A 15373-nucleotide genomic window follows, 5' to 3' on the forward strand; every position below is an offset into this window, starting at 1 on the left:
GGATGGACCGAACGGAAAACCGGGCGAGTTACTCGATCGGGCGCGGCGGATCGAGAAGTGCCGAGGGAAGGTTCTCCTCCGGCGGTGCGGGCAAGGTGTTCGGCGAGTAGTCGAGCGGCGGCGGCTGGGGCGGCAGGGCTCCGGGAATCGTCTCCGGAATCGGCGGCAGGCCGTTCTCCATCATCGGAGGGATCGTCGTGCCGTTCTTCGAAGCCTTGTAGGCCTCCAGGTCGATGTGCACCGGCTTCGGTCCGCAGTTCCGGTACATCGCGCCCGAGTAGGGCAGTTCGTTGTACCCCCCGTAACCGTCAGCCAGAGCGACGGCCACACCGTGGTGGTAGCCGTCGAAGTAGGCCGCCGATGCGCACCGGCCGCTGTCGTTCTGGTAGCAGATGCCCCAGTAGCTTCGCGGCGGGAACGGAGGCGTGCATGTGCTCTTGCCGTTGAGGACGTCCTCGTAGCCCTGGCGGAAGCCCGCGCCAAAGTCCCACAGGTTGTCCTGGCATTCGACGTAGTTGGGCCGGCAGGCACACCATGCCATCTTCGCGCGGTGCTTGTTGCAGCATCCGGCGACCTGCTCGTCCACGCACTCCTGGAGCGAATAACACCCTGAGAACGCGGCGAGGCCGACAACCCAGACTCGCAATTTCTTTGTGATGGGCATGGCAGTCCATTCACCAAAACGAAAGACGCCTGGAAAGATCACCCCAGTCCGAGGGCGGCCGAGCGCGTCTGTCAGGTCCCTGCCATCCGTATCGGAAGCGCGGGATGGCGCGGTCTATCGCTTTGGATCGTTCTTGACGTCGCAAGAAAACGCCTGTGCCCGCCGTTCCTGTCGCGTAATCTGGTGAAGCTGGAGAACTCGTTTCCCGAGAATCAGTCGCACCGGAGGATCACTTCGCCAACCTTCGCTCGTGAATCGTCCGCGCGCAAAGGAACCCCGGCGGTTCTGGACGCCGGGGTTCTCGAATGGCCGGTTGTCTGTAGGACAGGTCAGATGTTGAGTGCCCGGCCGTCGACCGCCAGTGCCGCTTCCTTGACCACTTCCGCCAGGGTCGGATGGGCGTGGCAGATCCGCGCCAGGTCTTCGCTGCTCGCGCCGAACTCAATCGCCGCCACAGCCTCGGCGATCAACTCGCCAGCATGCAGTCCGATGATATGCACGCCGAGGATGCGGTCGGTTTCCTGGTGCGCCAGCACTTTCACATAACCGTCCGTCTGGCCGCTCGCCCGGGCGCGGGCATTGGCCAGGAACGGGAACTGTCCCTTGCGGTAAGGGATCCCCTGCTGCTTCAGCTGGTCTTCATTCAAACCGACCGTCGCGATTTCCGGCTCGGTGTACACCACTCCGGGAATGACGTCGTAATTGACGTGGCCGTGCCCCTTGAAGATGTACTCGACGCAGGCCACCCCTTCTTCTTCCGCCTTGTGAGCCAGCATCGCTCCGCCGATCACGTCGCCAATGGCGTAGACGCCCGGCGCCGTCGTCTTGAAATTCGGATCGACCGTGATGAAGCCTCGCTTGTCGGTCTGAACGCCGACGCTCTCCAGACCCAGGTTCTGCGAGTTCGGCTTCCGGCCGACGGACACCAGCACGCGGTCTCCCTTCACCGACGCCGCACCATCGATCTGCACTTCCGCGCCGTTCTTCGATTTGGTGACGCCCGTCACCTTGCAGCCCAGCTGGAACTTCAGTCCCTGCTTCTTGAAGATCTTCAGCGCGTCCGCCGCCACGGCCGAATCCATGCCCGGAAGAATCCGGTCGAGGTATTCGAGGATGGTCACCTCGGCACCCAGGCGACGCCAGACCGTTCCCATTTCAAGGCCGATGTAGCCGGCCCCGATCACAATCAGGTGTTTCGGCACTTCCGGGAACGACAGCGCCTCGGTGCTCGAAACGACGCGGTCGCCATCGAGTTCGACCCCCGGCAGCGTCGACGGCGAGCTTCCCGTGGCCACGATGATGAACTCGGCGGTGATCGTCTGGTTCTCCGCCCCTTCGATCGTGACCCGGCCCGGGCCATCCAGCCGGGCCCGCCCCTTGAGCCGCGTGATCTTCCGCTTCTTGAAGATGCCGTCGATCCCGCCGGTCAGTGCCTTCACCACTCCGGTTTTGTGATCCATCATCGCCGGCAGGTTCAGTTTGACGTCCGGCACCTCGATCCCGCGGCCGCCAAACTGATGCTTCGCCGCCTCGTACATGTGGCTCGATTCAAGCAGCGCCTTGCTGGGGATGCAGCCAACGCGCAGGCAGACGCCCCCCAGGGTCGATTCCATCTCCACGCAGGCAACCGACTTGCCGAGCTGGGCCGCGCGAATCGCAGCGATGTACCCCCCCGGGCCTCCCCCGATGACAACGAGATCGAAATGTGAAGTACTGCTCATGCGATTCCAGACTTTGAACGACCGACCCGGCCGGCTTCCGACGCGGTGGATGGATAGAACGCGAACCTAGCGAATGAAGTGGCGGTTTTCGAGCAGACGGAGCCGGTTCTTCCGGCCTCGTCGCCCGCAGGAAGAGTGGGGGGAGGCACGACCTCGCGGATATCCTACCCACCCGGTGCCTGGATGTACGATCGCCGGGCGACGAAGCCGACGCTGCGATAAAGCTCGACCGCCGGCGTATTCAGGGAGGTGACTTCGAGTTCCACCGCGTCGTAGCCGAGCGACCGGCAGCTCCGCAGGCAGCGAATCAGGGTCGCCCGGGCAATTCCACGCCCGCGGACTTCGGGAATGACCGCCAGATTCTGGATCCGGGCCACTCGCGACAGCGAACCAATCACCTGGATCGTGCCGACCGGCAGCGATGCACCCGATAATCCATACTGCACGGCGAGCCACGTTGCTTCCGGAAGGAAGTGCTGGTGATGGCTCGTCGCGGTGATCAGGTCGTGGCAGCCGTCCAGTGTCGACAGGGCCTTCATGAACCCGGCGTCGATGCCGTTGCGGAATCCGTCGAAGAGGACGGACGTGTGGGCCGCAGCCCGTTCCGCCTGCCACGACTCCCATCCGAACCTGAGCGGGAGCATCGCGACCGGCAGGGGCGTCGATTGGAGGTCGACCTGCATGAGCAGACGCCGCATGGCGCCCGGTTCCGAGGCGGGCGGGGCAGTGACCTGGACGGCGGGGAGCGGCGAAGAAATCACGGGACCGGCGAGAACATCGACGGGAGGGAAGCGGCAAATTCAGCTTAGGCGCGCCGGTTCCCGGAACGAAGCAGATTCCTGGTCGGGAACCTTCGTTTGTAGCGGATTCTCAGCCTTCAGAAACCGCACCCACTGTGATCCGCCCGCGGCCGCGCGACGTTCTTCTATTCGCAATTCCGAATTCGACCTACCATCCCGTGACGGATGGCGGGCCGCCCGACAGGTCGGCACAGATCGCGCCGGACGGGAGCGGTCACGGATCGGCCCAGGGACCCATGAACTACTCGCAGCTCGACCCGAACCTGATCGTCGCGACGGCTGAACAGCTCTGCCGTCGCGTTCGCGAACGCTTTCCCGTCGCCGGCCTGAACAACTGCAGCAACCAGCTGCTGGAGATCACGAAACAGGCCAAGGTCCGGGCGGCGGCGATCGGGGCTCCAATGCGCTGGCTGCGGGTTCTGCTGGCCATCGCCGTGGCTGTGATCGTGGTGTTGTTCGTGTTGACGGCCAGGCAGGTGCGATTGCGGGACGCGGATCTCGAAGGGGGCCAGCTGATCCAGATTCTGGAGGCGGGATTCAACGCGACCGTCCTCGTCGGCGCGTTGATCGTCTTCCTGTTCACGATCGAGCTGCGGGTCAAACGCCGCAGGGCATTGAAGGCTATCCACGAACTGCGGTCCCTGTCGCATATCATCGACATGCACCAGTTGACGAAAGACCCCGAGCGGATGCTGCAGAAAGGGGCCGATACCGAGTCGTCCCCGAAACGGACGATGACTCAATTCGAGCTGAGCCGCTATCTTGATTACTGCACGGAGATGCTGTCCCTGTGTGGAAAAGTGGCCGCCCTCTACGTGCAGAATTTTGAAGACGCCGACGCTGTCAGCGCCGTCAACGACCTCGAGGACCTGACTTCGGGCCTGACCCGCAAGATCTGGCAGAAAATCATGATCATCCACGCCGCCCGCGAGACGCAGCCGGCCTGATGATCATCCGGAAAGGATTCCCTATGCGTCACACTTCCGTTCAGCCGGTCCTGGTCGGGCTGGCCCTGCTGGCGGGATGCCAGAAGGCCGCTCCGGAACCGCCTGCCGCGACGTCGACGACCATTCCCGCCCCGACGCCGGAGGCCGCACCCGTTCCGGATCCGGTGGTTGTCGCGATGGGCGACGACATTCCCGCGCTCCCGCTGATTCCCGCAGGGCAGGTCATCGCCGATCTCCCTCCGGCCACTCCCCTGGGCGAATTGCCGCTGGCGATTGCGCCGGCCCAGGTTGCCGAGGAGATCAAGCCGGAACTTGCCGCCGCGTTCGAGAAGCTGTTTGAGCCCGGGCTCGAAGGCGACCAATGGGAAGCCGTGCACCTTTCGCTCGTGGAAGCCGGCGGCGATGCCGTTCCGGTTCTCAGGCAGGCGCTGGAATCGAAAGACGTCGCTCGCCGGGAGCAGGCGTCGTCGATTCTCTCTCTCCTGGGGGCGGTGGGTGAACCGGCGGTCCCCCAGCTGCTCAAGGGGCTGAAGGATGATTCGGCGTTCGTTCGCGCCACATCCGCCGCGGCCCTGGCCTCGTTTTCCGCCCATCAGGAAAAGGCAAAGACGACACTCCTCGAACTTCTCGATTCCAAGGACCCCGAATTGAGGCGCCTCGCGGCGACGAATCTTTCGATCCTCGGAGAATCGGCGTCCGACCTGGTCCCGCGTCTGACGCTCGCCCTCGACGATGCGGACAGCGAAGTCGTCCGGCCGATCGCGCAGCTTCTCGGCCAGATCGGCGGTCCCGCCCGGGCGGCCGTTCCCCGCCTGCAGCAGATCGCCTTCGAAAAGCAGGGGGAGGTGAAGGAAGCGGCGACGCTCGCCGTCGAGCTCATCGAAGGCAGGAGCGAAGCCACTTCGAAGTGAAACACGCCGCCGCAACCATCTCCAAAGACGTGCGCCTTCTCGCTACCATCCAGTCGCGCTGAAGGCCCATCGATCGACACCGCGAACTGACGGACTGCCGGATCATCATGCCGTTGCCCGCACCGGAAAACCTCAACGTCATCCTGGCGACTGACTGCGGCAGTACGACGACGAAGGCGATCCTGATTGAAAAGGTCGACGGGCATTTCCGGCAGACCTACCGCGGTGAAGCCCCGACCACCGTCGAAGAACCAGTGGCGGACGTCACCGTCGGCGTCACCAATGCAGCCACGGAAGTCGGCGAACTGGCCGGACGGCAGCTGGTGGATGAGAACGGCATCCTGATCCGGCCCGCACAGGGAAACCGCGGCTGCGACATCTACATCTCCACGTCGTCAGCCGGCGGCGGTCTCCAGATGCTCGTCACCGGCGTCGTCCGGGAGATGACGGCCGCAAGTGCGAAGAGAGCCGCACTCGGCGCCGGAGCGATCGTCATGGACGTTCTCGCCTCGAACGACAAGCGGAAACCTCACGAACAGATCCAGCGGATCCGGGAGCTGCGTCCGGACATGATGCTGATGTCCGGCGGCACCGACGGTGGAACGATTACGCATGTCGTGCAGACGGCCGAGTTGATTGCCCCGGCCCGGCCGCAGCCGCGTTTCGGCGGGCAGTATCGCATGCCGGTCATCTTCGCGGGCAACAAAGAGGCCGCGCCGCACGTCCAGAAAGTGCTGGGCGACGTCGTCGAGCTTTCGGTCGTCGAGAATCTCCGGCCGGTCCTGGAGCGTGAGAATCTGGCCCCCGCCCGCGACGCCATCCACGACCTGTTCCTCGAACATGTGATGGCCCACGCCCCTGGATACGACAAGCTGATCGCCTGGGCCGATGCTCCGATCATGCCGACCCCGGGAGCGGTCGGCGACATCCTCCAGCAGATCGCACGTCAACGCGGCATCAACGTGGTCGGCGTCGACATCGGCGGAGCGACGACCGATGTCTTCAGCGTGTTTGCTGGCGAAGGGGGTCAGTCGGTCTTCAACCGCACCGTCTCCGCCAACCTGGGAATGAGCTATTCCGTCTCCAATGTCTGCTCGGAGGCCGGTTTCCCGAACATCCTGCGGTGGGTCCCGATCGATATGGACGAGCGGGAACTGCGGAACCGCGTGAAGAACAAGATGATCCGCCCCACGACGATCCCGCAGACGCTGGAATCGCTGATCTTCGAGCAGGCGGTCTCGCGTGAGGCCCTGCGCCTGGCCTATCTCCAGCACTGCGAGTTCGCCACGACGCTCAAGGGCGTCCAGCAGCAGCGCTCGGTGGGCGATACCTTCGCCCAGCAGGGCGGGGGGGCCTCCGTCGTCGACAACATGAAGCTCGACCTCCTCGTCGCCTCCGGCGGAGTGTTGTCCCACGCGCCGCGGATGGAGCAGACGGCCGCAATGCTCATCGATGCCTTCGAGCCGGAAGGCGTGACGGAACTCGCCAAGGACAGCATCTTCATGATGCCCCATCTCGGAGTGCTCGCGCAGGTGCATCCGCAGGCGGCGCTGGAAGTCTTCGAACGCGACTGCCTGATCTATCTCGGCACCTGCATCGCTGCGACCGGCGAGGGAAAGGAAGGCCGCGACTGTTTCCGGTATCGCCTCGAAGGAGGTGGACTGCGTGAAGAAGGAGAACTGAAATACGGCGACATCAGGCTTTTCCCGCTTCCCGGCGATGCGCGGACCAAAGCGACAATCACCCCGGCGCGCGGCGTCGATGTCGGCGCGGGGCCCGGGAAGACCCTCGATCGCGAAGTCCGCGGCGGAACGGTCGGAATCATCCTCGACGCTCGCGGCCGGCCCCTGAAGCTGCCGGAAGATCGCCAGCGCTGCCGTGAAACGGCAAACCGCTGGCAACGCGAACTCCAGCTCTACCCCGAACTCTGAGTCCGACTCACGACCAGCGACCAACCAGGCAATGGCCCACGCATACACCCCAGGATTGCTCGTCTCGCCCCGCATGCGGCTGCGTGTGCGCCGCGTCTTGCCGATCTCTGGCGAAGTGCTTGTCTCCCACGGAGAGAAAGTCGAGGCCCGGCAGGTCGTGGCCCGCACATTCATGCCGGGCGACGTCACCCCGGTGAACATCGCCAACCAGATGTCGTTGTCCCCTTCCGAGGTGGCGGCAGCGATGCTCAAGAAGGTGGGTGACCCGGTCGCCAAAGGGGACGTTCTCGCCCGGTCCAAGGGCATGTTCGGCTTCTTCAAAACGGAGTTCGCCGCGCCGACCTCCGGAACGATCGAATCCATTTCGGACGTCACGGGCCAGGTGATGATTCGCGGCGCGGCGCTCCCCGTCCAGGTCCTCGCCTACGCCGGCGGAACAGTCGTCGAGGTCCTGCCTCAGGAAGGCGTGATTGTCGAGGCCGATGTGGCCTTCGCCCAGGGCGTGTTCGGTGTCGGCGGAGAGGCCTTCGGTGTTCTGAAAGTGGTCTGTGCGAACCCGTCCGAAGACCTCACGCCCGACAGAATCACCGCGGACTGCAAAAACGCGGTCATCGTCGGAGGCGCGCGCATTCACGAAGCCGCTGTCCGTCGTGCGGTCGAGGTGGGAGTTTCTGCGATCATCGCCGGGGGAATCGACGATGCCGACCTCAAGGCGATTCTCGGATACGACCTGGGCGTCGCCATCACGGGCTCCGAGAAAATCGGCCTCACGCTCATCATTACCGAAGGCTTCGGCGATATCGCGATGGCCGACCGCACGTTCGCCCTCCTCAAGAAGCACGCCGGAGCTGACGTCTCGGTGAATGGAGCGACTCAGATCCGGGCCGGCGTCATGCGGCCCGAGATCGTCATTCCCGTGGCCGACTCTGCCAACGTCGGCTCGGTTCAGGAAGCCCACGGCGGAGGCTTTCTCGAGATCGGCTCGCAGGTCCGCATCATCCGCGATCCATACTTCGGCATCCTCGGAAAAGTGACGGCGCTCCCCCATCAGCCCACAGTCCTCGGCAGCGGTTCGTCGGCACGCGTGCTCGAAGTGGCCTGTGCCGACGGGAAAACCGTGACGGTCCCGCGGGCGAACGTCGAGATCACAGGAGGTTGAATCGCCGATGGCCAGTACTGAATCACCATCCATTTGCGTCGCGATGGAAACTCGCAGCGCACTCTCCTTGATCACCAGGAGCGGGTTTGCGGGCCGCCTCGTAATGGGGCTATGCCTTCTCCTCCTCGCAGCAACGGCTGACGCTGCTCCGCCCGCTCCCCCGAGATTCGTCTCCATCACCGATAAACCATTCGACAACGGCCACGCTCTCGTGGTCGTTCTCGACGTCGATCCCGAGCCCGCGGCCACGACCTGCATCCTGGAACGCTCCTTCGAACGAAAAGGGCTCTACGGCGAACCCCAGACGCTCGAGCGGCCGACGCCTGCCGAACCGATCCAGACGAGCGAACTCCCCTCGAATGCGGAAGTCGTCAAGCTGGTGACGCACATTGAAACTGAAGTCGGAGACCTGCCGACGGACAAACCGGTCTGGTTCCGGGCGTATGCCGTCAACGCGGCCGGCGAGAAATCCGCATTCGTCTACAGCGACCAGCCCACCGTCGCGACCGAGCAGTTCTTCGACGGAAATCGATTCTGGTTCTTTGTCGTCACCGTCTTCGTCTGCGGTTCCGTGATTGCGATGATCCTCGTCGCCCGCACCGGGGCCCCGATGTGGATTCGCAAGATCAGCGCGCTGGACGCCATCGACGAAGCGGTCGGCCGGGCTACGGAAATGGGCAAGTCGTGCCTGTTCGTGGCCGGCGTCCAGGACCTGAACGAAATCGAAACCATCGCCGGCGTCACGGTTCTCTCGCGCGTCGCCGAAAAGGCCGCCGAATACGACGCCACCGTCGTGGTTCCCACCAGTCGCTCGCTGGTGATGACGGCTGCCCGGGAAACGTCGCAGGCCGCGTATCTCGCGGCCGGGCGGCCCGACGCCTACCAGGAAGACCGCATCTACTACGTCACGGATGACCAGTTCGGCTTCGTGGCTCACCTCAGCGGCTACATGATGCGCGAGAAGCCCGCCGCCTGCTTCTACATGGGGCAGTTCTACGCCGAGTCGCTGCTGCTCGGCGAAACCGGCAATACCATCGGAGCGATCCAGATCGCGGGAACCGCACAGCCGGCCCAGCTGCCGTTCTTCGTCGCCGCCTGCGACTACACCCTCATCGGTGAGGAATTCTTCGCCGCGTCCGCCTACCTGTCGCGCGATCCCGACCAGCTGGGCAGCCTGAAAGGGCAGGACATCGGAAAGCTGCTCGTCATGTCGATCATCGTGATCGGAGTCTCCCTGCTCACCATCGTGAACCTCGCCCCCTCCGGCACCGCGGTTCACGATCTCGCCAGTGCGGCCGCCGACTACCTCCAGAATCACATGCTCACGTCGTCGTAACACCCCGGCGGCCCCGATCGCTTCCGCCGATCATTTCGGGCTCCGCCCCGTCTTCCAGCCGTCATAATCGGCAGAGTACCGGCGTCCGCCCGGCGTCTTCGATGGAAGTTGGGATGAACTGAATCAAAGGCCGGTCTGCAAACGCGGGAAGCCGCCGTGCTTTTCCGATGGTTCTGTCATGTCACAAGCGGCGACGAGCACCGAGATCCCCTACGTCGGCGATGAACTCGAGCTGTTCTCGCATGCGCTGAACTGGAAAGCCTGCCTTCGACGCCAGATTTCTCCGTTCCTCGGCCGGCGTGTCCTGGAAGTCGGCGCCGGCATCGGCGCGACCACCCGCATGCTCTGCGACGGCAGCCAGGAGCATTGGCGCTGCCTCGAGCCGGACGTGCCGATGGCCCGTCTGCTGACCGCCCAGGTGCAGAACGGGGAACTCCCGGCCTGCTGCGAGGCCCAGGCAGGGACGGTCGCCGACGTGACCGAGCAGTTCGACAGTGCCATCTATATCGACGTCCTGGAGCACATCCCCGAAGACCGGGTTGAAATCGAATCCGTCGTCGATCGCGTGAAAGTGGGGGGATATGTCGTCGTCCTCTCGCCGGCCCACCAGCATCTCTACACCCCTTTCGACAAGCGGATCGGTCACTGCCGCCGCTACTCCAAGAAGATGCTCGCCGGCCTGACGCCGCCGCTGTTGAGCATCGAACGGCTGAGATACCTCGACTGCGTTGGATATTTCGCTTCGCTGGCGAACCGGCTCATGCTCCGCCAGTCGATGCCGACACTGAACCAGATCCGGGTCTGGGACGGCCTGATGGTGCCGATCTCGCGGGTGATCGATCCGCTTCTCGGCTACAGCGCGGGCAAATCAGTGCTCTGCATCTGGCGGAAAGAGGCCGCCCCGATTCCACCAGAGACGCCCCGCACGACAGCGCAGTCCCTGGCACGGATCGCCGGCCTGGCGGCGCTGACCATCGCAGGTGCGATCATCGCGTTCTTTCTGCTGTCCGGTCCGCCGGAGCAGGGAGTCCGGCCCAGGCGCGGGGCACGGCCCTTTCGGACAACGCCGGCGACAGCCATCACCATTGGTGCTCTGGGCGGGGCAGGGCTGTTTGGGCTGTGGACGCGCGGACGAAGACGCCGACGATAGGTGCAGACTCATCGGTCAGCGACATCGGGGGCGAGCGTCGCGATTTTCCCAGCGCCACTTCACCATGAGGCATGCCATTTGCTAAATGGCGTACGCAGCGACAGGCCGCTACTGCGATGCGATTTCCGAGCGCTCGTGTGTCTCCTCTGCTGGCAGCGCCGTCCATTTTTCGTGCATCGCTCTGTTTTCGCGCTCTGCGATGTCAGTGCATTGATTTCTTGTCGGTCGTCTCTTTGCGTTTGCCTTTTTTGATTTCTTGAAAGGTCGAATATGATTTCGAGGCGTGGCGTGCGGAAGTCTGGTTTCACATTGATTGAGTTGCTGGTCGTGATCGCCATCATCGCGATCCTGATTGCTCTGCTCCTGCCTGCCGTCCAGCAGGCCCGCGAGGCGGCTCGACGGACTCAGTGCAAGAACAACCTGAAACAGCTCGGGTTGGCCATGCACAACTATCACGACACCCATCGGGTGTTCCCCTACGGCGTCCTCAACGTCGGCACCTTCCACCTGCGGGACACCTGGATGCAGCAGGTGCTTCCGATGATTGAGCAGGGGCCGCTCTACAACAAGTACCAGACGTCCATCGTGCAGTGGGTGATGGATACGCCGGCGGACATCAAGGACATGCCCCTTGCCGGGTTCCAGTGTCCCTCTGACCCCTCCAGCCCTGCCAAGGGCGCTTCGGGCGGTCTGCGGTCGGGCGGCGACGGCTTCCAGGGCAACTACGTCGTCTGCCACGGCAAGACGCAGAACTACAACGCCGACAACGGCGGCATGTTCAACAACAACTCCCGTCACCGCATGGAGAGCATGAAGGACGGCTCCAGCAACACCATCTTCGCCAGTGAAGTGATGATTCGCGGCAGCGCCAACACCAACAGCGGTTGGGGTGAAGGCGGCGGATACTGGGGCGGTGGAGAAGGCGGCGGATACGGGTTCACCACCGCGGAACCCCCGAACTCCTCGATCACCGATCAGGTCTACACCTGCAAAAGCACGACCTGGCCCAGCGCTCCCTGCCAGTCGATGAGTGCCTATACCACGCAGCGCGTCCTCGCCCGCAGCTACCACACGGGCGGCGTCCATGCCCTGATGGGCGACGGCGGCGTGCGATTCGTGTCGAGCAACATCGACCGCCTTACCTGGCAGAACCTGGGCACCCGCAGCGGCGGAGAGACGATCGGCGAATTCTAACCGTCGTTCTCTCGCTCTGATTGCCGGAACTCCAGTTCACCGGGGCCGCTCCTGAGCGGCCCCGGTTCTCAGAAACCATCTTCCTGAAGAGGCGTGTGTGAACGTGCAGAATGTTGCGTCGTGGTTTCGCGGGGGGCTGCTTCTGACCGCCTTCGGAATCGCAGGGTGCGGCGGTGGCGGTCCGGAAGGCCCTCCGCTGGCGAAAGTGACGGGAGTCGTCACCTTCGAAGGGCAGCCGCTGCCCGATGGAGAAATCATTGTCCGTGCGGCCGACGGCTCTCACGCGGCCGGTTCGCACGTCCAGGAAGGTAAGTTCGAACTCAACGCGACCGAAGGCAAGAAGGTCGTCGAGGTCACCGCCTGGAGGGAAGTCCCCGGGAAGTTCCGTGAAGACAATCCGGGGGAGAAGACCGCCGTCCGCGAGCAGTATATTCCCAGGCAGTTCAACGAGCAGACGAAGCTCGAACTGGAAGTGAAGCTGCCCGAAACGCTGGATGTCAAACTGGATCTGAAGAAATGACCGACGGTCCCGGTCCGGAGCGACAGGTTCGCTCCGGACTTCGGGAGTCCGGCGTCCCCGTTTCATGACTTTGAGAGGGGCCTGTCGCTTTAACCGGGGCCGGTTTCTACAGAGACAGGAAGTTCTCCAGCAGCTTGATTCCCTGGGGAGTCAGGAAGCTCTCCGGGTGGAACTGCACGCCGTGGACCGGATATGTCCGGTGCCTGAGCGCCATGATCTCCGGTGGGTGGTCGGCATCCCGAGTCCATCCCACGGCCAGCAGGTCGGGCGTCAAAGTCTCTTCCGGAACCACCAGACTGTGGTAACGCGTCGCCTGCATGGGGCTCTCGATCCCCCGAAACACCCCCTGGCCGTCGTGATGAATCATCGACGTCTTGCCGTGCATCAGCCGCTTGGCACGGAGCACCTTCGCTCCATAAACCTCGGCCATGCATTGATGGCCCAGGCAGACTCCGAATACCGGCAGCTTCGGCCCGAAGTGTTCGATCACCGCCTTCGAGATTCCCGCCTCGCCGGGAGAGCAGGGGCCCGGAGAAACGATGATCCGCTCCGGTTTCAGCTTTTCGATTTCGCTGATGGAAATCTGGTCGTTTCGTGCGACCTGGATGTCGAGCGCGGAGTCGATTTCCCCCAGTCGCTGGACGAGGTTGTACGTGAACGAATCGTAGTTATCGAGAACGAAGATCATGGCTGTCGGAGTTTACGGAGGTGCGGGAAGAAAGACAGGCTTCCAGTCGCCACAGCCGCCGTTCCAGTCGATCCTCGTCAACGGTGGAAAGTTTCTCGCCGCCGAATCGGACACGGTAAAACTCGTCCGACACCGTCCCCGGCAACTCGGTCAGGCCGGCTTCATCGAGCTGCCGGCCCAGCATCCGCTTCACGGTCTGCCCGAATTCCTGCGCCGTCTGTGACCGCTCCGGCGCCAGGCCTGCCCGATCGACGATCTTCTTGAACCGATTGTAGAAGGCAACCTCGGGGCCGGAGTGCTCACCGCGGGTTTTGAGGCCTCCGAGCGACCCGATCCTGTAGATCAGGCGTGAGAGCAGTTTGTAGAGAATGGCCATCGTCGTCAGCAGGACGAACGCCGTCAGGCCGCCTCTCCAGCTGATCCACTGGTCAGGATTGCGGATCGTCTCCAGCGCGCCGGCCCAGACCGTCTCAAACTTGGCCTTCAGGTCGATCACGCGCTGCCAGCTCCGCTGGCCAAGCCGCTGGATCGGCAGGTACACCTGCTCGCGCTGCTGCTGGCTGTTCATCCCGATGCCCGTCAGCCACAACCGCACCGCCACGTCCTTGGCGAACGCCCACGTCGATTGCGTCTGGCCGGCTGCTACCTTGGCCGTCTTGTCGCGGATGGCCGGAGTCGGATCGAACGTCACCCATCGATTGTAGATCCGCGCCTCGGTCCACGCGTGGGCAAAACGTTGCTGAATGTAGAACGTCCCGGTCGCCCCTTCGAAATTGCCCCCCTTGAAGCCGGTGACGAGCCGGGAGGGGATGTCGGCCGCGCGAAACATCAGCGCCAGCGCCGACGCGAAATACTCGCAGTGCCCCTTTTTCCGGTTGACCAGGAAGTCTTCGATCGGATCGACCCGCGAATTGTCCACCGCTGCCTTCGTCGTGTACTCAAACCGGCCGCTGTCACGCAGGTAGTGCAGAATCGCGTTCGCCTTCATCTCGTCGTCCTCCGCCGCGGAGGCGGGCAGGGTGGCCAGGATCTCTTTGGTGATCCGCCGAAGCTCCACAAGGTCTTCCGGCACCTGCAGGAGTTGTTCGTTGTACCGGACGTTGTTGGCGCCGAAGAAGGGCAGGCCGCGGCCAAGAATGTACGTCGGGTCGTACTCCAGCTCTTCCGCGTCATGCAGGCTGTAGACCTGATAGGAATAGCTGTCGTAGACCGATTCATCCTGCCGCGAATACTCGTTCGTCTGCTGGCGTCGGTAGATCTCGTTACCTTCGAGAGGCCCGTCGCACGTCACCACCTGGCCGACCGTGAACAGCGTCGCGGAGTTGCTGGAATTCAGGCGGATGTCGACGCGCACGAGCTTCTCATCGGGCCGCGGCATCGAGCAGGCGTCCCCCCGCGACCGGAGCACCGGGTCCCATCGGCCCCGCGTGTAATCCTCGAGCGTCCTGGCTCGAAACAGTGGATCCTCGCCCAGCCAGGCTTTGGCCTTCACGGTGTTCATCCGGCGATTGGACGGGTATTCGAAGAAGTTGGCCGTGAGGGCAACGTCGTTGCTGGCCATGATCTCCCCGATATCCCCCAGTCGCACCCGTTCCGTGAAGCCGGCGATTCGATCGCCTGCCAGCGCCGTATCGTCGAACAGCCGCAGGCGACTCATCCACACCCGGGGGATGAACGTGAAGAACAGCGCCGAGACCACCATCCCGGCCAACGTCATCGCGGCGACCGACATCACGAACCGCCGGCTCAGCAGACGGAACTTGCTGTCGGGACGCAGTCCGTTCACGCAGTAGCTGTTTGTCGACGCCTGGGCCGCACGATTCTCTCCGGCCGCCGCACTCCGCCGCGACAAAGGCACCTGGGCCGGCTGCTGCAGCATCCGGGATGCCGAACGCTGCATGGTGAAGATGGCCATCGTCCACATCGCCATCAGCAGCCACGCCATCAGCGCCCCGCCGAACCACGGAGCCGAGGTCAGCACCGAAGCGACGGAAATCTGCAGCACCGCCAGCGCGGACAGCCACCACACCGACCGCGTCTCTTTGACCTGGAGCAGGAACAGCCAGCTCAGGTAGACGATCAGGTGCCCCCCCGCAAGAAGTCGCGCTTCGATGCTCCCGATGTACAGCTCATACCCGGCCATGATCACGGCGCTCACGCCGAGGACGTTCAACGCCACCCTCGGCAGCGCGAAGCCTTCTTCACGCTCGTTGAGGAACCATGCGATCAGCCCGATCGGCAGCGACAGTGCGGCCGTGGCGCCCCCTTCCGCGAAGGCGAAGATCAGCCCCGACAGGATCGTCAGCAGGATGATGCTGGCGGTCAGAACGGTCGAAAGTTGCTCCATGGTCT

13 protein-coding genes are annotated in these 15373 nt (G+C 63.7%); 8 read left to right on the plus strand and 5 right to left on the minus strand.

What is annotated here, in order from left to right; all coding sequences use genetic code 11:
- Nucleotides 1-28 precede the first annotated feature (28 nt).
- The 3 genes from Pan44_RS15780 to Pan44_RS15790 form a co-directional block, all read right to left on the minus strand.
- Nucleotides 29-664 (minus strand): hypothetical protein, encoded by a 636-nt coding sequence (locus tag Pan44_RS15780; RefSeq protein WP_145030973.1) that lies wholly within the window; start codon nt 662-664, stop codon nt 29-31.
- Nucleotides 665-993: 329 nt separating this feature from the next.
- On the minus strand, nt 994-2385 hold the full coding sequence (gene lpdA / locus Pan44_RS15785) for a dihydrolipoyl dehydrogenase (RefSeq protein ID WP_145030974.1): 1392 nt from the start codon (nt 2383-2385) through the stop codon (nt 994-996).
- 164 nt (nt 2386-2549) lie between these two features.
- On the minus strand, nt 2550-3083 hold the full coding sequence (locus Pan44_RS15790; protein WP_145030975.1) for a GNAT family N-acetyltransferase: 534 nt from the start codon (nt 3081-3083) through the stop codon (nt 2550-2552).
- A 338-nt stretch (nt 3084-3421) separates the two neighbouring features.
- On the opposite strand from Pan44_RS15790, the gene Pan44_RS15795 reads away from it, so the two are divergent.
- From Pan44_RS15795 to Pan44_RS15830, 8 genes are all read left to right on the plus strand, one after another.
- Entirely contained in the window at nt 3422-4132 is a 711-nt protein-coding gene (locus tag Pan44_RS15795) for a hypothetical protein (protein ID WP_145030976.1), read from the plus strand.
- Between the two features lie 23 nt (nt 4133-4155).
- A complete protein-coding gene (locus Pan44_RS15800; RefSeq protein ID WP_197453369.1) occupies nt 4156-5043 on the plus strand; it encodes a HEAT repeat domain-containing protein in 888 nt (295 codons plus the stop codon).
- 107 nt (nt 5044-5150) lie between these two features.
- Complete coding sequence (locus Pan44_RS15805) at nt 5151-6974, plus strand: glutamate mutase L (RefSeq protein WP_145030978.1); 1824 nt, start codon at nt 5151-5153, stop codon at nt 6972-6974.
- 73 nt (nt 6975-7047) lie between these two features.
- Nucleotides 7048-8133: a hypothetical protein gene (locus tag Pan44_RS15810; protein ID WP_231754069.1), complete on the plus strand. Its 1086-nt coding sequence runs from the start codon at nt 7048-7050 to the stop codon at nt 8131-8133.
- A gap of 7 nt (nt 8134-8140) precedes the next feature.
- The gene (locus Pan44_RS15815) at nt 8141-9469 is read left to right on the plus strand and encodes a DUF6754 domain-containing protein (protein WP_231754070.1); all 1329 of its coding nucleotides are present in this window, start codon (nt 8141-8143) and stop codon (nt 9467-9469) included.
- Between the two features lie 178 nt (nt 9470-9647).
- Nucleotides 9648-10619 carry a class I SAM-dependent methyltransferase gene (locus Pan44_RS15820; protein ID WP_197453370.1) on the plus strand — a complete coding sequence of 324 codons (972 nt, stop codon included), beginning with the start codon at nt 9648-9650 and terminating at the stop codon, nt 10617-10619.
- A 288-nt stretch (nt 10620-10907) separates the two neighbouring features.
- Nucleotides 10908-11813, plus strand: coding sequence for a DUF1559 domain-containing protein (locus tag Pan44_RS15825; protein ID WP_231754071.1), 906 nt, complete (start codon nt 10908-10910; stop codon nt 11811-11813).
- Between the two features lie 97 nt (nt 11814-11910).
- Nucleotides 11911-12333 carry a hypothetical protein gene (locus Pan44_RS15830; protein WP_145030982.1) on the plus strand — a complete coding sequence of 141 codons (423 nt, stop codon included), beginning with the start codon at nt 11911-11913 and terminating at the stop codon, nt 12331-12333.
- A 106-nt stretch (nt 12334-12439) separates the two neighbouring features.
- On the opposite strand, the gene Pan44_RS15835 is transcribed toward Pan44_RS15830, so the two are convergent.
- Complete coding sequence (locus Pan44_RS15835; RefSeq protein WP_145030983.1) at nt 12440-13021, minus strand: anthranilate synthase component II; 582 nt, start codon at nt 13019-13021, stop codon at nt 12440-12442.
- On the minus strand, nt 13002-15368 hold the full coding sequence (locus Pan44_RS15840) for a transglutaminase TgpA family protein (RefSeq protein WP_145030984.1): 2367 nt from the start codon (nt 15366-15368) through the stop codon (nt 13002-13004). The genes Pan44_RS15835 and Pan44_RS15840 overlap by 20 nt, the downstream gene beginning before the upstream one ends.
- Between the last annotated feature and the right edge of the window lie 5 nt (nt 15369-15373).

Source organism: Caulifigura coniformis, assembly GCF_007745175.1.
Classification (GTDB): domain Bacteria; phylum Planctomycetota; class Planctomycetia; order Planctomycetales; family Planctomycetaceae; genus Caulifigura; species Caulifigura coniformis.